This window comes from Rhodococcus ruber, assembly GCF_027270735.1.
Classification (GTDB): Bacteria; Actinomycetota; Actinomycetes; order Mycobacteriales; family Mycobacteriaceae; genus Rhodococcoides; species Rhodococcoides rubrum_A.
On record NZ_JAPWIJ010000004.1, the window covers coordinates 115,979 to 132,184 of the forward strand.

The window sequence follows — 16,206 nt, forward strand, 5'->3', positions numbered from 1 at the left end:
GTTCAGGAATGGACGGATTCGAGATAGGCGACGGCGTCACACCGCTGAGTGGGCCCATGAGTGGTGTCTACGGGACCGTGGTCTGGTTCTACGAGGAGAAGAAACAGCTCTTGGTGCGCTTCGGCGCAAGTCAGCAGATGTACTTCGCAGGGGGAGAATTGAAACGCTGGGGAGAGTAAGAGCCGCCTGCTCATCTCACACGGAATAATTGAAGTTTCACCTACGCTGACGAATACGTCCATCACCGATCGAAAGGTCCCATCGTGCATCTGGGCGTCGACAGTTTCGTTTCTTCCGTGACCGACCCTACGGACGGCCGGGTGATCGCTCCAGAGGAGCGGATGAGTCACCTGCTCGAGGAGATCGCGCTCGCCGATCAGGTTGGGCTCTACTCCTTTGGTATCGGCGAGCATCATCGCAGCGAGTACTACGACTCGGCCCCGTCGATCATCCTGGGCGCCGCGGCCGCGCGAACCGAGAACATCAGGCTCGGTAGCGCCGTCAAGGTGCTCAGCGCGGACGATCCAGTGCGGGTGTTCCAAGAGTTCGCCACCCTCGACCTGATCTCGAAGGGACGGATCGACCTGGTCGTGGGTCGCGGTTCCTTCACCGAATCGTTCCCTCTGTTCGGCCTGGATCTGGCCGATTACGACTCACTCTTCGCCGAAAAGTTGGACCTCCTGCTGCAGATCCGCGACAACGTGGAGGTCACCTGGTCGGGCCGTCACCGTCCGGCGCTCAACCGTCAGGGGATCTATCCGCGCCCACTGCAGGACCCGTTGCCGATCTGGGTCGGGGTCGGCGGAACGCCCGAATCTTTCGCTCGCGCAGGACTTCTGGGACTCCCGCTGATGATCGCGATCATCGGAGGCGAGCCACGCCAATTCGCCCCGCTCGTCGACCTGTACCGGCGAGCCGGAGCCCAAGCAGGCCACCCGCCCGAGCAGCTGAAGGTGGGTCTGCACGTGTTCGGCTTCGTCGCCGAGACCACTCAGGCCGCAGCCGACACCATCTACCCCGGCTGGAACGAGATGTTCACCAAGATTTCCAGGGAGCGTGGATTCGCTCGGCCGAGCAGGCAGCAGTTCGACGCCACCTCCGGTCCGAACGGTGCGTTCTTCATGGGCGATCCGCAGACGGTGGCAGACAAGATTCTGCGAGTCGGTGAGCAACTGGGCGGTGTGGATCGACTGTCGCTACAGATGACCAATCCACGGCTGGCGCACAGCGATCTGCTTCGCGGCATCGAATTGCTCGGCACCGAGGTCGCGCCGCTGGTGGCTGGAAAGTAGGGCCTACCTAGTTCGAGGCCCATTCCATCTCGTCGACGCCGGCAACTGGGTTGAGCAGTGATCGAATTTCGTTGGCGTACATCGTTCGCTTGATTTCGCCCAGCACGTCGCCTCGCGTTCCGGCCAGTTCGCCGGCGCGAGCGACGGCGTCGTCGAGCAGTGAATCGGCGGCCGATACGGCATCGACCAGTCCGAGTGCCATGGCGTCACCTCCGCCGTAGCGGCGTCCGGTGGTGAGTGCCTCGTGAAAGGCATGCGGTGCCAGCCTCGCTCGCACCATGTCGACGGTTCCCGGGCTGTAGGTCGCACCGATGTTGACGCCGGGGAAGCAGAGGAAGCCGCGATCGGATCGCATGATTCGGTAGTCGTGCGCCATCACGAAAAACGCCGCACCACCGAAAGTGTGTCCCTGCATGGCCGCAACTGTCTGCATCGGTAGCGTCAGAAAACGCACCAACATCTCCTGCACGGTGCCGATGAATCGGTTGATCTGGTCGAGGTTCTCGGCACCCCACGACAGATCCACTCCGGTGGAGAAGTACTTGCCTGTCGCTGTCGTGACGAGCGCAGCAGCACCGGAACTGGCCTGGACCTCATCGAGCAGGGTGTTGATCTCGGCAACCCAATCCGGACTGATGCGGTTTTCGGTGTCGTCGACATCTCGGCTTCCGAGGTTCAGGACGAAGACATCGGCAACACGTTCCAGATATGGCATTTCCCGAACGTACCCATATCTGGTTGTTCTCACTCACAACGCCGACGGTTCGACGGCCATCACGAGGACTTGGTGGCCGAGTCTCGACGAATCAGTTCGCGGTGACCGTAGGTGGCACCGAGAATATCCTCGCGATCTGCCACGGAGGAGCCGACTGCGCCGGCCACCGTGCCCAGCGAAGCGGCAAGCCATGCCAGGGAGAAATAGTCGCCCAGGGTTGCGTCACGACCGATCTGCGCAGTCAGGAAGTCCGGCGAGATGACCACTGCCGCCGAGAACAGCACGACTGCGAACAGCAACGCGTACATACACAGCGCACCGGTCAGAACCGTTCCCAGGGTGGCTGCGTTGTACATCCAGCGATCGATCGTCGAGCTTCGGAACGATCGTTTCTCCCACAGCCCATTGGGGAAGATGACCCACACAGTCATGGCGATCACGGCGGTGACCCCGATCATCGCCAGTCGTCCCAGACTCATCGACGCTGCCATCTGCCAGATGCTCGCGTAGAACACACCGAAGGCGGACGCAGCGCTCGCGGCTGCGAGCGCGCCCGACAACGTGGGAACCAATCGCCACGGGCGATTACACCGAATCATTCCTGATACCAACCGGATTCGACCGAATATGCTCGACGTCAGGAGTACTTCGGCACCCTCCCCGGAATCGCTCGGAGCCCAGCGAGACCGAGAGTATCTCCGCGGTTGCCGAGAGGGGTCGTCGGCTTCGATCAACTCGTGCAACACCGCCAGTGCGGCCGAGACTGCGCGTCGCCGCACCGCCAGTGTTCCGAAGGAGGGCACGTACAGCGCGCCTGTCGTACCGTCGCGAATCTCGGCGATCACCGGGCGCGACCCGAGACGGCGAGGAACCTCCGAGACACACAACACGATGTCGTAGTTGTCGGTAGCCTGCACCGATGCCAGCCACTGACCGAGTGGGGCGGCACCGGTGGCGGTGGGTGGGAGCGGAACCGATGCGCCGGACACCCGTAGCTCCCGCCGGTGCCCGTCGATCATGGCGTGATCGGGCAACTTCTCGATGATGGCGGACGCGACGGTCGACGCGAAGCCGTCATCACTGACCACGCCGACCGAGAGGGGAGCGTCGCATGCGTCGGTGGTGCGTGTGTTGTCGGTGCTGTCCGGGCCCGCTGAGGGCGATCCATCGAAGTGCATCCAGGTTGCGTACCCGATGACACTCGATGCACACCACGTGTGCGTCGTGGAGCGAGGTTTGTCGTCGTGCAGACCGGGTAGCGCACCTGATGGTCGATGTAGCCCAGCGAAAGGAAGTTTCCGATGCCGGCGAAGAAAAGCGAAACCGAGGACCAGCCGCAACTGAAGGATCAGGGCCTGTACGAGAAGCTTCGAGAAGAAGGCAACTCGAAGGAGAAGGCTGCTCGCATCTCGAATGCGGCCGCGAAGGAGGGCAGGGAGCAGATCGGTGAGAAAGGCGGGAAGTCCGGATCCTACGAGGACTGGACCGTGGACGAATTGACCGACAGGGCCAAGGAACTGGGCCTCGAGGGTTACTCGAAACTGAAGAAGGAGGAGCTCATCGACGCGCTCCGACACCACTGATTCACTGCGGGCGCAGCGATGAGTAGTACTCCTGCTGCGGCGGGTAGTAGGCGTCGAAACTCGGCAGTGGGCTGCCGTTTCCGGCCGCGACGAACATATCCAGGTAGTACTCCCACCCCGGTCCGATGTCGCCGAGGCCGTCCCTGCTGTCGCAGCTGTGTACGAGCACGAGAACGGTCGTTGAGCCCTTCTCGATCAGGCGGACCTCGAGTGGCCATGCTCCTTCGCCGGTCATCCGCACGGCAAGGCGACTCGGTGCCTCGCACGCCTCGACTACCATCTCGGAAGCGGGCTCGCCTTCCTCGAAGCTCATCGTGACTTCGATGGTGTCATCCGAAATCCGCTCCCACGGACCGAACCACTGTGCCGTCCGGGACGATTCGGTGAGCCGTTCCCACACGTCCTCGCGTGGTGCAGCGATCGTTCTGCTCAATTCGAGGGCGAAGCCGGTGTCGCTGGTTCTCAGTGTCCCCGTGGGTGTCGGTGCCATCGAGTGATTATGCGACTTCGATACCGCTGCCGTCGAGCACCATCATCATTGCCGTTGAACGGGCACGGTGCTCGATGGAATCGACCGAATAGCCGACGGCCTTCGACATCTTGGCCAGTCGATGCGCGACGCTGCTGTGGTGGAGATGCATCCGGTCGGCTGTCGCGCGCAGACTGCCCGACTTCAGATAGGTGCGGAGAGTGCTGATGAGCTCGATGCCGTGAGTGGTCGTGCGCAGTTCGACTACGCGTACCAAATCGGGTATGTCGCTGACTGTCAAGGCATTTCCCGCCTCCAGCAAATTCAGTGCGCCGAATCGGTCCGCAATCACAACAGGCTCGGACTCGTTTGCCTGCGCCAGTGCGAAACGAGCATTCCCGAGATGTCGGTGGATGGCAGACGCCGGCATGGGCAGCGAGACGCCCATGCAGCCGGAACTCACCCACGGATCCGATGCTTCACCTGGCAGGAGATACAGCACATGGTCCTCGACCGTGATCGGCGTCGATCGTCCGGCCGTCGGCACATCGGCCGTCGGCGGTGAGTCGGCAGCAGCAACTCGGACACGTGCTGTCGGCTCGATGTGCAACGCGGTCAGCGAGCTCAGCAGTGCGATGTCGTCCATCGGAAACAGCACTGCTCGGGTGTGTTCGGAGGCGGACGGAATGTGTCGGGGTACCAAAATGATGGCTGCGGTCAGGGCCATCCGATCGACGAGCATCTCGTCGAGAGCGAGCGCGGGACCTGGGCGCTCGATCCACACCGAGCCCATCACGACGTCGTCGACGACAACGTCTTCGACCGCCGACCGCTCGCCCGCAGCCTGAGTCAGCCAGCGGCCCTTCGGATCGCACCGCGCATGCTGACGGTGTCCGCCGGACGTGCCGACGACGTCTATTCCGACTACGCAATCGGCCAGAGCAGCGCTGGCGCGGAGCATCGCCGAGGTATCCGCACCGTGTCTGATCAGCGCGTCGAAATAGTCGATCACGCGCACCAGACCCGCGGAGTCGGCATCGAGCTCCGCGAGCCGGTACATCAGTCCTTGCATGAACAGACGCTACGAGGCGGGTACACGAAGGCGCAAGCCCCGGCGAAGGGCGTCCAACGCCTCCGCATGTCCGCGCTTGCTCACCTCCGCGGTCGCCAGCAGCGCGGAGCCGTGGAAAGTGCCGGGGAAGGAATGCAGTTCGACGCTCACTCCGGCTCGCAGCAACCGCACCGCGTAGTCGATGCCCTCGTCGCGAAGCGGATCGAGCTCCATCGTCGAGACGTACGTCGCAGGAAGACCGGCCAGATCCGTGGCGCGAGCCGGGGCGGCGTAGATCGAGACGTTCGGGTCGTCCGGTCCGCTGTAGGACTCGCCGAGGTAGTACTGCCACGACAGGATTGCGTTGGGGCGGTGCCACATCGGTGTATCGACGAACTCGGTCATCGACACGGTGGTGAGGCGGTCGTCGAGTTCGGGGATCTCGAGCAACTGGAACGCCACCGGAACGACACCCTCGTCGCGAGCGCGGAGAACCGTTCCGGCTGCTAGGCCACCACCGGCGCTCTGACCTCCCACAGCAATCCGCGTCGGGTCGATTCCCAATTCGTCCGCGTGCGAGTGGATGTACGTGAGCGCGGCGTAGCAGTCGTCCAGTGGACCGGGAAACGGGGTCTCGGGGGCGAGCCGGTACTCGACGCTCGCCACTGCGAATCCGAGTTCCCGGACGACATCCACGCAGTAGGGATCACTGGAAGCGGCTGTCCCGATTGCGAATCCGCCGCCATGGATCCATACCAACACGGGCAGCGGCCCGTCGGACTGCTCCGGCGTGAAGAATCGGACGACGACGTCCGGAGCACCGTCGAGCCCGGGAACGGTGAGCTCGCGTAGAGCTACTCCGTCCATCGAGAGATCGGCGAGCATGGCATCGAGTAGTGAGGTGAACGTCGACCGCGCCGATGGAACGTCGCCGAAATCGAGGCTCGGCAGCATCGTGACGGCTGCGGCGAGTTCGGGGTCGAGAGTGGGGAAGTTGGTCATGCATCCATCATCACCGCGGGTGTGGCCTGTGTCACTTGCCGCGTGGAGGAATTCGAGTCCACCCCGTCCGACGCGTGTCGGACCGAGCGACGATCAACTCGGGTCGTAGAGCTTCTCGACCAAGTCGAGGGTCCACATGGCGGTGAGGGGACCGCCGTCGTTGGTGAACTTGTCGGTCCGCACGATGCGGTCGTTTCGCACCGCCGGTAATCCGGTCCACAGTGGGTTGGCGTTCATCGCCTGTAGATCCTCCTCCGACGTGATTGCGGCAATCATCGCCACGGCGTCGGATGCGGCGGTGACGTTCTCGGGTCCGTATTCGATCTCCGGGGTGGCGGCGGTCCACGCGGAGCCGAAGTTGGCTCCTACGTCCTGCAGCGCGATGGATGTCACCCGGTCGCGTCCTATCGAGATCCCGCCTTGCTCCGATGTGCTGACAGGCAGGACGACGGTATCGGCGATCGCATCGCCGTACCGTGTCGTGAGTTCGTCTACGCGAGTGGCATATTCGTCGACCAGCGTGCGGGCCTCGTTCTGCAGATTCAGAGCCGCGCCGATCGTCGTCACGTCCTGCTGCCAGCTGACTCCCGTACCGGTGGAGCCCACCGGCAGTACCGGTGCGACTCGACTGAGCTGGTCGTATATTTCTTCGATCACCTCGTCGCGCCCGATGATCAGGTCAGGATCGACGCGTGCGATGGCTTCGAGATCGACCGTGTTTCGCGGATACAGCTCGGGCACGCCGTCTGCGAGCAGCATCCTGGTGGGCTCGGTGAGCGGGCCTGGTATTTCGGGCGGAGCTTCGGTTTCCACCGGCATTCCGACGATGGGTAGATCGAATGCCAATGCGATGTCGAGATCGCGTCGTCCGTCGATCACGACAACCGATTCGATCCGATCCGGTATTTCGACGGTGCCGAACTGCGTGGTGACCGAATGGCCCGCCGAGGGTTTCACCGCCGGCCCGGCGTCTGCACCACAGGACGAAATCAGGGATGCAAGGAGGGCTGCGCCGAGGGCAACGGTCAAGTGGGGGATTGTCTTCACAACTTAAGTAAACCAAACCTAAATTCTTGATCAAGAACTGGTCAATTGTCGTACTGGACTCGCACCGTCATGGGGTCGGTCTGCAACGCTCGGAAGCCTGCTCCGATGACGCGTCCGAGTATCGGATTGTCGGAGAAGGATCGCGCACGGAGGGCGACGTCGTCGTCGGGTACGAACGTTGCTGTGCCGGTGCGCCATCGGCTGCCCACGCGAATTCGGATCCTCGGTTCGTCGGTGATGTTTGCTCCCCAGCCGGATCTGGTTCCGTGCTGGGAGATCAACCACGCACCGGAGTCGTCGAAGGACGCCGACACCGGCACGCGTCGCGCGAGCCCGGTTTTGCGGCCCACCGTCTCGATGTCGGTCACCAGCGAGGTGGTCACACCGATGGATGTCAATCCGTTGACGATGGGATTCGCGACGTACTTGCCGATCAAGCGTTCGCGTCGAAACTTCGCAGCAATGGACGTGCTGGTGGTATTGCCGGTGCTGCGACGGTTACGGAAAGCGTCCCAGCCGTTGCGTTGCACCATCGTCGCGGCAGTTCGCCATGCCGGGCGGCTCGAGTTCGGCTGCCGGCCGGCACCGATGAGTTGTAGTTGGTCGGTGTGCCACTGCAGGTCCAACGCTCCGTTTATCTGCTTGAACGCACCCGCTTTCGATGGGAGCCGCAGAGCTACCCGCGGCGACTCGACACGGTCCAGCGTGCCGTCGACAAGAGAACTCGCGACACCAGGGGAAAGCGCCGTGGGACGACCGAGACCCACCATGTCGCATTCGCCCGACCGGACCGCCGAACTCATCACCGAACGGGTGCGGAATCCTCCGGTCACGGCCAATGGCACCGTTCCGGCGGCGTCGCGTACCGTCCGCGCGTATTCCAGGAAGTAGGCCTCGCGCTCTCGGGTACTCGAGGTGCCCATCATTGCGGGGGATTCATAACTGCCACCACTGATTTCGATCAGATCGATCGATTCTCGGACCAGATGCTCGACGGTGATCCGCGATTCTTCCTCGCTGAACCCGCCGCGCTGGAAGTCGGCCGAATTCAGTTTTATTCCCACGGCGAAGCCGGGGGATACCGCTGACCTGATGGCACGGACCACTTCGAGAACGAATCGCATTCGCCCGTCGAGGTCGCCGCCCCAGGCATCGTCGCGTTCGTTGGACAGTGGCGACAGGAACTGAGACACCAGATAGCCGTGCGCGCCGTGGATCTGGACGCCGTCGAAGCCGGCCGTCTCGGCGACGGCCGCTGCAGTCGCAAAGCGGTCGATGATGTCGCGGATCTCGTTCTCGCTCAACGCCCGCGGTGCCGGAATCCCCGGGATGTTGGGGGCAATGGCCGACGGTGCGACGGGCTTGGTGCGGGTGACGATCGGATTGGCCTGTCGGCCTGGGTGATTGAGCTGCATCCATATGGGTGCCCCGCCGCCGGACGTCGCTTTTGCCCACCGAGCAAGTGCGTCGTGGTCGCGGTCGTCTTCGATGACGACGTTGCCCGGTTCACCGAGATGGGATCGGTCGACCATGACATTGCCGGTCACTACAAGGCCGTAGCCGCCCGCACCCCACTGGCGGTACAGCGTCTCGAGGCGGGAGTCGGGTCCGTGCTCGGCCGTCGCCAATCCCTCGCTCAGAGCCGACTTCATCACGCGATTCGGCAGGATCTGCCCGCAGGCGAGTGTGAGAGGGCTGCTCAGGTCGATGACGTCGGTGTCAGGGGACATGGCGCTGCTCCGATTCCGATGGGTAGATGTTTCGGGCTATGCTCAACAGCATAGACATCGCGACTCTAGATGTAACTCCGCGTTACGTCAATGACGGTCCGGAAGGGTGCGAATGGCCAATCGAAGTAGCGCTCGGGCAGACATGTTGCGCAGCGCCGCGCATTTATTTCGTAGGCGCGGGGTGGAAGCCACCTCGTTGGCCGACGTCATCGATCACGCGGGAGCGCCGCGTGGCTCGATCTATCATCATTTCCCTGGCGGCAAGCCTCAGCTCGTGGAGGAGGCCACGCGAACCGCGGGTGCCGCGATGAGCGCGATGATCTCGGCCGGCCTGGCTTCGGCCGGTCCGTCCGCGACGGTACGGGCCATTCTCGAGGGGTTCCGCGGTGAGTTGCTGGCCACGGATTTCGTTGCAGGGTGCCCGGTCGCGCCTGCGGCGATCGAGGGACTGCATGCGCCTGGTGCCGTGGCTGCGGCAGGTGAGTCCTTCTCGTCCTGGGAGGACGTGATCGCGGCGTCCCTGTGGCAGCGCGGATTGACCCGCGAGCGGTCCTACGCATTGGCGACATTCGCGATCGCAGCCATCGAGGGCGCGCTGATCGTGGCCAAGGCGCAGAGATCCACCACCGCCCTGGACCGGACGGAAAGCGAACTGTTGGCCCTGCTCGAGGCGGCACTGGACGCGTCGAACCCTCCTCGTCCGTGAGTCGGTTTCACCCGGCGCTGTTGCTATAACGACGAGTTACAGTTACTTTTCCTTCGAGATCTATGCCGATCGTCATAGTCGAAGGGATCCTCATGTCGTTGCCTACAACTTCCCGTCACCGAACAGATGCCCCGCCGCGGAGGCGGCGATACCTGGCGCTTGTCGTCATCTGCGCAGCAGAGTTGCTCGTAGTTCTCGACAACACCGTCGTCAACGTTGTGCTGCCCTCCATGGGGTTGCAGCTTCGTGCCGACATCAGCGGGCTTCAGTGGGTGGTCGACGCGTACACACTGACTTTTGCCGGACTGTTGCTTGCGTTCGGTCACCTCGGTGACCGCTACGGGCGCAAGAAAGTGATGATTTTCGGACTGGCCGGTATTGCGGTCATGTCGGTCGGCGGCGCTCTTGCCGCGGATCTCGGGCAAGTCGTCCTAGCTCGAGCGGCAATGGGTGTGTGCGCGGCAGCGGTGTTCCCGGCCACCCTCGCGCTGATCATCAATATCTTCACCGACGCCAAGGAGCGGGCGCTGGCTATCGCAGCCTGGACCGCGATGGCAGGTTTCGCGATCGCGATCGGTCCCACAGCAGGGGGCTTTCTGCTCGAGCACTTCTCGTGGCACTCGGTGTTCTGGATCAATGTTCCTGTGGCGCTGTTGGTTCTGATCGCGGCTGTGTGGTCGGTTCCGGAATCGCGGGCCGAGCACGTCGGGAAATACGACCCGCTTGGTATCGCGCTGTCGTTGGCCGGTATCACGGTACTGGTGTGGGCGATCATCGAAGCGCCGCACAACGGATGGTTGTCCGCGACGAGTGTCGTTGCCTATGGCGCCGGTGCAGTCGCCCTTGCCGGGTTCGTCTGGTGGGAGCTTCGGACACCATCCCCGGTGCTCGACCTGAATCTGTTTCGAAACAGGCGGTTCTCGTTGCCTGCCTTGGCAATTGCCGTCGCCTACTTCAGCATGTTCGGCTTCCTCTTCATGATCACCCAGTACTTCCAAGGTGTGATGGAGCTGACGCCGCTGCAGTTCGGCATCCACTCGTTGCCCTTCGCGGTGTCCATAGCGATCGGCGCACCGATGGCCACGGTGATCGCGCAACGGATCGGAACCACGGCCGTGATCGTCTTCGGCTTGGTGGTGATGAGCATCGGTATGTTCATCGCCGGTCAGGTGAAGGTCGAAACCCCTTATCTGGGACCGGTCGTGGTGTCGATGGTTCTGATGGGCCTCGGTTTGGCGATCGTGCAAGGCCCGGCCACCGAATCGATCATGTCGTCGGTGACGCTCGACGAAGCAGGTGCGGGCTCGGCGGTGAACGACACCACCCGCGAAGTCGGCGGAACGCTTGGGGTGGCTGTGCTCGGATCGATCGTCGCGTCGATCTACACCGCGCAGGTGAGTCCCAAGATCGACGCGATACCCGACGCGATCATGGAGCCGTACCAAAAAGCGTTCGCTCGCGAAACGGTGGTCAGCGTTATCGAGATCGTGAAAGCGCCCACCAACCCGATCTTCGCAACGCAGAAGGCCGACCTGATCTACGCGATGAAGGCGGCCTCGTTGGAGGGCTTCCAGCTAGCGTCGTTCGTCACCGTCGGGGCCGCCATGGCGTGCGCGATCGCCGTTGCGCTGTTCCTGCCGTGGCGACGCCCCGAGGGCAGCGGTGTGCTTCTGGCGTGGCGTGAACCCAAGGACGCCGACGCGATCAGTTGAAGGGCGTGCCGCCGGTGACGGCGATGGTCTCGCCCGTGATGTAGCTCGACTCGTTCGATGCCAGGAACACGTACGCCGGAGCCAGTTCCGCGGGGTGGCCGGGTCGTCCGAGAGGAACGGTTTCGCCGAACTTCTCGTACTTCTCGGCCGGCATCGTGGCCGGGATCAGCGGGGTCCAAATCGGTCCTGGCGCAACGGCATTGACTCGAATTCCGCGCGCCGCCAGTTCGCCGGCGAGGCCCTTGGTGAAGGCTACGATTCCCGCTTTCGTGGTGGCGTAGTCCATCAGCTCCGGAGATGGATTCGATGCCTGTATCGAGGTGGTGTTGATGATGGTCGCCCCAGCGTCCATGGTCTCTGCAGCGCGTTTGGAGATCCAGAACATGGCATACAGATTGGTCTTGAGGACCCGATCGAACTGCTCGGTGGTGATGTCGGCAATGCCGCCCATCTGAGCCATCTGAAACGCAGCGTTGTTGACGACGATATCGAGCCCGCCGAGAACGTCGGTCGCGGTGTCCACCAGCTGCACACACTGATCTTCGTCGGTCAGGTCGCACGCGATCGCCCTGCCGGCTCGGCCGGCACCCTCGATCAGATCGACGGTGGTCTGAGCATCAGGACCCTCGGTTTCGAGGTGGGCGATGACGACATCTGCCCCCTCGCGAGCAAAAGCCAGTGCGACGGCCCGCCCGATTCCTGAATCGCCACCGGTGACCAGGGCCTTGCGACCGTGCAGGCGGTCCGATCCTCGGTAGGAGTTCTCACCGTGATCTGGGGCGGTCACCATGTCGCGCGTCAGCCCGGGGTGGTCCAAACGATTCTGCTCTGCCCGCTCCGGCATCGGAAATGCGGTGGTGGGGTCGGTCTTGCTGAACTGGTCGGACATTGTCGATCCTTGCCTCGCGCGAAGAGGACACACAGCGGCAGAACCAAAGCCGCCCCAGTTTCTCGAGACGAATCACGGTCGTTACCGACTGGAGTCGCTGTCCACCCGGGGTTTACCGGTTACCTCCGCACGCAAACCTCGCGACTCAGCCTCGGCTCGGGTAGGCGCCGATCGAACTCGCACCCACTGCGTCGAGGACTCTGCGCGCCGGCCGTGTCGGAGCAAAGACCTCGAGGCGGCCGCGAGAACGTTCGGCCGCATCGACGATCACGCTGGCAGCTCCCGAGTACATGAATTCGACCGCTGACAGGTCAAGCAGCACAACGGAATCGGCTCGTAGGGCACCGGCGAGGGCGTCCATCAGATCTGCTCGTGCACTCATGTCCAACTCGCCGGTGGCGCGAACGACAGTCAGGTTCGGGGAGTAGGACTCGATCCCGATCGAGTAGCGCTGGCCGGCGCGATCGGGGGTGAAGCGAACTTCGGTGAAATCGGAAACAGTCACGGTGCGAACCTCTCAGTTCGGATGGCCTAGCGACCGGCGTGCTCTGGGTGGAACCCGAGGGCTACAGGTTCCGTCGCATGCCGTGCGGCAATCTTGACAGCGCAACGTCACCGAATCGAGGCCTCTTCATCACGGAGCGATAGCGAGTGAGTAACGAGATGGTAACGGCGGATGTGACGCAGCTGAGCGACGCTCACGGCAAGGTGTGACCGGCGGCGATGAAGAGCCGGTACCACTCCCGCCTGGTCAAACGCAGGTCCGAACCAGCTGCGGCCTCGACCACTCGATCGGGATTCGTGGTTCCCAGCACCACCTGGATGTTCGCCGGATGCCGAGTGATCCAGGCTGTCGCGATCGCCGACGGGGTCGAGCCGTGCGACTGGGCAATCTCGTCGAGCGCGGTGTTGAGTTCGGGATAGTTCACTCGATCGCCGACGAATACGCCGGAGGCAGTGCCACTCTGAAAGGGCGACCACGCCTGCAGGGTGATGCCGCGCCCCCTCGCGTAGTCCAACAATCCGTTGTCGCGATCGATCGATTGATCCTCCGAGCTCATGTTGGCGGTCAAGCCGGCCGCGATCGCAGGAGAATGCACAATGCTCAGTTGCACTTGATCGAACAAAATCGGTTGTTTCACAGCGGTTTTCAACAGCTCGATCTGTCCGGGTGTGTGATTGGAGACGCCGAAGTTCAGGACCTTGCCCGACGCCTGCAGCTCGTCGAACGCCGCCGCCACGTCCTCCGGTTCCACAAGGGCGTCAGGTCGATGCAGCAGCAACGTGTCCAGATGATCCACACCGAGCGCAGTGAGGGATTTTTCGACCGTGGTGACGATGTGGTCCTTGGAGAAGTCGAACCAGCCTTCGCGTATGCCCACCTTGCTCTGAATGTCGACGCTCTCACGCTGGGTCGGAGTCAGCGTCACCGCATCTCCGAATCGCTTCTCGCACGTATGCGGGGTGCCGCCGTAGATGTCGGCGTGGTCGAACACGGTGATTCCCACGTCGAGGGCGGTGCCTACCAACCTTCTGATCTGGCTCTCGTCCAGATCGGTGATGCGCATGAACCCCAGCACGATGCTCGAGACGCTTGCGCCGGTGTGGGGGAGGGGAAAGGTGCGCACGGTGGATCTCCTGTTCGGCGGCCGGTTGTCGGGAGTCGTCGGCTACTCGAACTCCAGGCGCATCGATTGCGTCGTGGCCTGGAGTATCAACACGAAGCCGGTCAACGTCACCACGATCGGTGCCCAAAGAACAACCGCGACGAACGTGTCCACGTCCCGCTCCAGCACTATGTACGCCGCGACGATGGACGTGCCGAGAAGACACAGCGCGATGTGCACGGCCAAACGCCACTTGTCGAAGAAGAAGCCGGCCAGCATTCCCATGGGAATCAGGAACGTGCATTTCCCGAGCGTGACCTCGGGCGCAAAATTCGCGGTGATGGTGGCTCCGAAGATCGCGAGGTCGGCGATGACGACGAAGGCGAACGCCTGCCCGAGCGTCGGCCACGGACCGAACCACCAGAACGCGCCCATGATGTACGCGGCGATCATGGATGTCCACTGCACGATCGACGGGAGCGGTGTGGTCGCGCCGTAGCCGAACGCCAACTCGAGGGTGACCACGATGGCCATGGACAGAGCAGCCGCCGAGACGATCCGTCTGACCACTGTGGTGATGGCAAGAGACGTCATCACCCCGACGCCCCACTGATAATGCTCGTTCGATCTGGTCGCAGCGCGAGTCATATCGGCCCCTATCGTTCCCATCGGCAACCGATTGAAACACAGCCGCTGTGCCGAGGTTCGACTTTCGCCCAGTCCCCACTCGCATCCTGCCCGTGTGCCGCATCCGTCAACTGGTCAGGAGGTCCAGTAGTTCGGGAAGCGTCTCACCGACGTCGTGGCAGCAGCCGATCACTGTGGCGTGGCCGCGACGTGTGGCCTCGTCGATCGAATCCAGCATCACCCTCTCAGCACCGGAAAGGCTGTCCGGTGTGTGCGAGGAAGGGGACTGTCAGTCTTCGGCTCGTTTGAGAACGGCAAGGACCGTCAGAAACAGAATCTTCACATCCAGCCAGATCGACCAGTTTTCGATGTAGTAGTTATCCCATTCGGCACGGTCGGCGATCGATGTCTGGCCGCGTAGCCCGTGAACCTGTGCCCAGCCAGTGACGCCTGCCTTCACTCGATGCCGCTCACCGTAACGACGGATCTGCATCTCGAAGAGGTGCACGTACTCCGGGCGTTCCGGACGAGGTCCCACCAAACTCATGTCACCGCGAATCACGTTGATCAGCTGTGGTAACTCGTCCAGCGACGTTCGGCGCATGATCTTGCCGATTCGCGTCCGGCGATCTACTCCTTCGACGCCGCCGGGAGCGTCACCTGCTTTCCTCTCGAACTCGGCATCCGAAGCGCGTGGCGGACGCATCGAGCGGAACTTCAAGCAGTAGAACGGAAGCCCGTCCCGACCGATACGCTCTTGCTTGAAGAAGACGGGACCAGGGGAACTCAGTCGAACGAGAAGCATGAGAGTCAAGAACACAGGGGAGAGCAACAAGAGGCCGAGAGCGGTCAGGACACGGTCGAGCACTCCCTTGACGGCGAACTGCCAACCCTTCGGATCGATGTGCGGCAATACCATCAGGGGCAACCCACCGATGTGTTCTACGCGGGTATTCAGGCCGACTGCGTCGTAGAGACGTGGAACTACCCACACCCTCATTCCGAGTCGGTGCGCAATCCTGATCGTTGTCACCAGGTCTCGTTCGTCGGATGTAGCAAATGCGATGATCAGTTCCTCGGCATTGGTTCGGCGTGCCACTGTCTCGAGGTCGGCAGGCACGCCGAGATGGGGAAGTTCCCCCGCAATTGTCTCTCTGGAGCCCACGGTGGCGACTGGCGCATCGCCGATGTAACCGACAGGAGCAAGTCCGTACTCGGGAAATTGACGCATCCGAGAGACGAGCTGGTGCGCAATCGGGTCGTTGCCGAAGACTATCGTCGGGGCGGCGGACCCGTATCGGGTACGAATGACGCGCTGAACGACCACTCGGACAAAACGGGCGACCGCTATGGTCACAGCGCTCAACACCCAAAGCCTCAACACGACCGCGCTCGGCCGATATTCGGTGTTGGACAGGAACATCGCTACGAGTAGAGCCAGCGATGCAAAAGCCACTGCCGTCTCGGCCGGCCCGATTTCGTCCAGGAAGTTGCGTCGAAGACCGCGTCGGTACATCGATTTTCCCGCAAGGATCCCGATGAGGAGCGGCAGGAACAGCCAGGGCAGCCAGCCTGTTTCGGCGAGACTGCCGAATTGCCACAGTAAGGCACCGATCAGGGCAACGGCACCGGCGAAGGTATCCACCGCGACATTGATTGCGGTGTGCCATGGATCGACTCGAAGGCGGTCCGCTAGTGAATGAGGTGCGATGTTCGACTCCGCCCCGGCTGCCCGCGGGCGAGAGTGCGTCGATTCCAGAGTCTTGGGCACAGCTA

At 62.7% G+C, this 16,206-nt stretch carries 17 protein-coding genes; 5 read left to right on the forward strand and 12 right to left on the reverse strand.

The window, feature by feature from the left end:
* The first annotated feature begins 8 nt into the window (after positions 1 to 8).
* Complete coding sequence (locus tag O4220_RS10520) at positions 9 to 179, forward strand: hypothetical protein (protein ID WP_269603892.1); 171 nt, start codon at positions 9 to 11, stop codon at positions 177 to 179.
* Between the two features lie 84 nt (positions 180 to 263).
* The gene (locus O4220_RS10525) at positions 264 to 1,292 is read left to right on the forward strand and encodes an LLM class flavin-dependent oxidoreductase (RefSeq protein ID WP_269603894.1); all 1,029 of its coding nucleotides are present in this window, start codon (positions 264 to 266) and stop codon (positions 1,290 to 1,292) included.
* Between the two features lie 7 nt (positions 1,293 to 1,299).
* Here the strand turns inward: O4220_RS10525 and O4220_RS10530 are convergent, their stop codons facing one another.
* Positions 1,300 to 2,007: an enoyl-CoA hydratase-related protein gene (locus tag O4220_RS10530; RefSeq protein ID WP_269603896.1), complete on the reverse strand. Its 708-nt coding sequence runs from the start codon at positions 2,005 to 2,007 to the stop codon at positions 1,300 to 1,302.
* A 59-nt stretch (positions 2,008 to 2,066) separates the two neighbouring features.
* On the reverse strand, positions 2,067 to 3,185 hold the full coding sequence (locus O4220_RS10535; protein ID WP_269603898.1) for a hypothetical protein: 1,119 nt from the start codon (positions 3,183 to 3,185) through the stop codon (positions 2,067 to 2,069).
* A 123-nt stretch (positions 3,186 to 3,308) separates the two neighbouring features.
* Between O4220_RS10535 and O4220_RS10540 the strand changes: the two genes are divergently transcribed.
* Positions 3,309 to 3,590, forward strand: coding sequence for a DUF7218 family protein (locus tag O4220_RS10540; RefSeq protein ID WP_269603900.1), 282 nt, complete (start codon positions 3,309 to 3,311; stop codon positions 3,588 to 3,590).
* A 1-nt stretch (position 3,591) separates the two neighbouring features.
* Here the strand turns inward: O4220_RS10540 and O4220_RS10545 are convergent, their stop codons facing one another.
* From O4220_RS10545 to O4220_RS10565, 5 genes are all read right to left on the reverse strand, one after another.
* Positions 3,592 to 4,080 carry an SRPBCC domain-containing protein gene (locus O4220_RS10545; RefSeq protein ID WP_269603902.1) on the reverse strand — a complete coding sequence of 163 codons (489 nt, stop codon included), beginning with the start codon at positions 4,078 to 4,080 and terminating at the stop codon, positions 3,592 to 3,594.
* A 7-nt stretch (positions 4,081 to 4,087) separates the two neighbouring features.
* Positions 4,088 to 5,131 carry a helix-turn-helix domain-containing protein gene (locus O4220_RS10550; RefSeq protein ID WP_269603904.1) on the reverse strand — a complete coding sequence of 348 codons (1,044 nt, stop codon included), beginning with the start codon at positions 5,129 to 5,131 and terminating at the stop codon, positions 4,088 to 4,090.
* Positions 5,132 to 5,140: 9 nt separating this feature from the next.
* The gene (locus O4220_RS10555) at positions 5,141 to 6,112 is read right to left on the reverse strand and encodes an alpha/beta hydrolase (protein WP_269603906.1); all 972 of its coding nucleotides are present in this window, start codon (positions 6,110 to 6,112) and stop codon (positions 5,141 to 5,143) included.
* A gap of 93 nt (positions 6,113 to 6,205) precedes the next feature.
* Positions 6,206 to 7,159: an ABC transporter substrate-binding protein gene (locus tag O4220_RS10560; protein WP_269603908.1), complete on the reverse strand. Its 954-nt coding sequence runs from the start codon at positions 7,157 to 7,159 to the stop codon at positions 6,206 to 6,208.
* A 41-nt stretch (positions 7,160 to 7,200) separates the two neighbouring features.
* Positions 7,201 to 8,889, reverse strand: coding sequence for a nitroreductase family deazaflavin-dependent oxidoreductase (locus tag O4220_RS10565; RefSeq protein ID WP_269603910.1), 1,689 nt, complete (start codon positions 8,887 to 8,889; stop codon positions 7,201 to 7,203).
* 112 nt (positions 8,890 to 9,001) lie between these two features.
* Here O4220_RS10565 and O4220_RS10570 point away from each other — a divergent pair, with 112 nt between their 5' ends.
* Both O4220_RS10570 and O4220_RS10575 read left to right on the forward strand, forming a co-directional pair.
* On the forward strand, positions 9,002 to 9,595 hold the full coding sequence (locus O4220_RS10570) for a TetR/AcrR family transcriptional regulator (RefSeq protein WP_269603912.1): 594 nt from the start codon (positions 9,002 to 9,004) through the stop codon (positions 9,593 to 9,595).
* A gap of 92 nt (positions 9,596 to 9,687) precedes the next feature.
* Positions 9,688 to 11,307 carry an MFS transporter gene (locus tag O4220_RS10575; RefSeq protein WP_269603914.1) on the forward strand — a complete coding sequence of 540 codons (1,620 nt, stop codon included), beginning with the start codon at positions 9,688 to 9,690 and terminating at the stop codon, positions 11,305 to 11,307.
* On the opposite strand, the gene O4220_RS10580 is transcribed toward O4220_RS10575, so the two are convergent.
* The 5 genes from O4220_RS10580 to O4220_RS10600 form a co-directional block, all read right to left on the reverse strand.
* On the reverse strand, positions 11,300 to 12,196 hold the full coding sequence (locus O4220_RS10580; RefSeq protein ID WP_269603916.1) for a glucose 1-dehydrogenase: 897 nt from the start codon (positions 12,194 to 12,196) through the stop codon (positions 11,300 to 11,302). The genes O4220_RS10575 and O4220_RS10580 overlap by 8 nt on opposite strands.
* Positions 12,197 to 12,341: 145 nt before the next feature.
* On the reverse strand, positions 12,342 to 12,701 hold the full coding sequence (locus O4220_RS10585) for an STAS domain-containing protein (RefSeq protein WP_269603918.1): 360 nt from the start codon (positions 12,699 to 12,701) through the stop codon (positions 12,342 to 12,344).
* A gap of 193 nt (positions 12,702 to 12,894) precedes the next feature.
* Positions 12,895 to 13,824, reverse strand: coding sequence for an aldo/keto reductase (locus O4220_RS10590; RefSeq protein WP_269603920.1), 930 nt, complete (start codon positions 13,822 to 13,824; stop codon positions 12,895 to 12,897).
* Between the two features lie 42 nt (positions 13,825 to 13,866).
* Positions 13,867 to 14,451 carry a giguanylate cyclase gene (locus O4220_RS10595; protein ID WP_269603922.1) on the reverse strand — a complete coding sequence of 195 codons (585 nt, stop codon included), beginning with the start codon at positions 14,449 to 14,451 and terminating at the stop codon, positions 13,867 to 13,869.
* A gap of 268 nt (positions 14,452 to 14,719) precedes the next feature.
* A complete protein-coding gene (locus tag O4220_RS10600) occupies positions 14,720 to 16,201 on the reverse strand; it encodes a sugar transferase (RefSeq protein ID WP_269603924.1) in 1,482 nt (493 codons plus the stop codon).
* Between the last annotated feature and the right edge of the window lie 5 nt (positions 16,202 to 16,206).

What these genes read in the sequence shown, in the direction of transcription:
- O4220_RS10520 (WP_269603892.1), top strand. Translation starts at nt 9, where the DNA reads ATGGACGGATTCGAGATAGGCGACGGCGTCACACCGCTGAGTGGGCCC.
- O4220_RS10530 (WP_269603896.1), bottom strand. Translation starts at nt 2,007, where the DNA reads ATGCCATATCTGGAACGTGTTGCCGATGTCTTCGTCCTGAACCTCGGA.
- O4220_RS10535 (WP_269603898.1), bottom strand. Translation starts at nt 3,185, where the DNA reads ATGCACTTCGATGGATCGCCCTCAGCGGGCCCGGACAGCACCGACAAC.
- O4220_RS10540 (WP_269603900.1), top strand. Translation starts at nt 3,309, where the DNA reads ATGCCGGCGAAGAAAAGCGAAACCGAGGACCAGCCGCAACTGAAGGAT.
- O4220_RS10545 (WP_269603902.1), bottom strand. Translation starts at nt 4,080, where the DNA reads ATGGCACCGACACCCACGGGGACACTGAGAACCAGCGACACCGGCTTC.
- O4220_RS10550 (WP_269603904.1), bottom strand. Translation starts at nt 5,131, where the DNA reads ATGCAAGGACTGATGTACCGGCTCGCGGAGCTCGATGCCGACTCCGCG.
- O4220_RS10555 (WP_269603906.1), bottom strand. Translation starts at nt 6,112, where the DNA reads ATGACCAACTTCCCCACTCTCGACCCCGAACTCGCCGCAGCCGTCACG.
- O4220_RS10565 (WP_269603910.1), bottom strand. Translation starts at nt 8,889, where the DNA reads ATGTCCCCTGACACCGACGTCATCGACCTGAGCAGCCCTCTCACACTC.
- O4220_RS10570 (WP_269603912.1), top strand. Translation starts at nt 9,002, where the DNA reads ATGGCCAATCGAAGTAGCGCTCGGGCAGACATGTTGCGCAGCGCCGCG.
- O4220_RS10575 (WP_269603914.1), top strand. Translation starts at nt 9,688, where the DNA reads ATGTCGTTGCCTACAACTTCCCGTCACCGAACAGATGCCCCGCCGCGG.
- O4220_RS10580 (WP_269603916.1), bottom strand. Translation starts at nt 12,196, where the DNA reads ATGTCCGACCAGTTCAGCAAGACCGACCCCACCACCGCATTTCCGATG.
- O4220_RS10595 (WP_269603922.1), bottom strand. Translation starts at nt 14,451, where the DNA reads ATGACTCGCGCTGCGACCAGATCGAACGAGCATTATCAGTGGGGCGTC.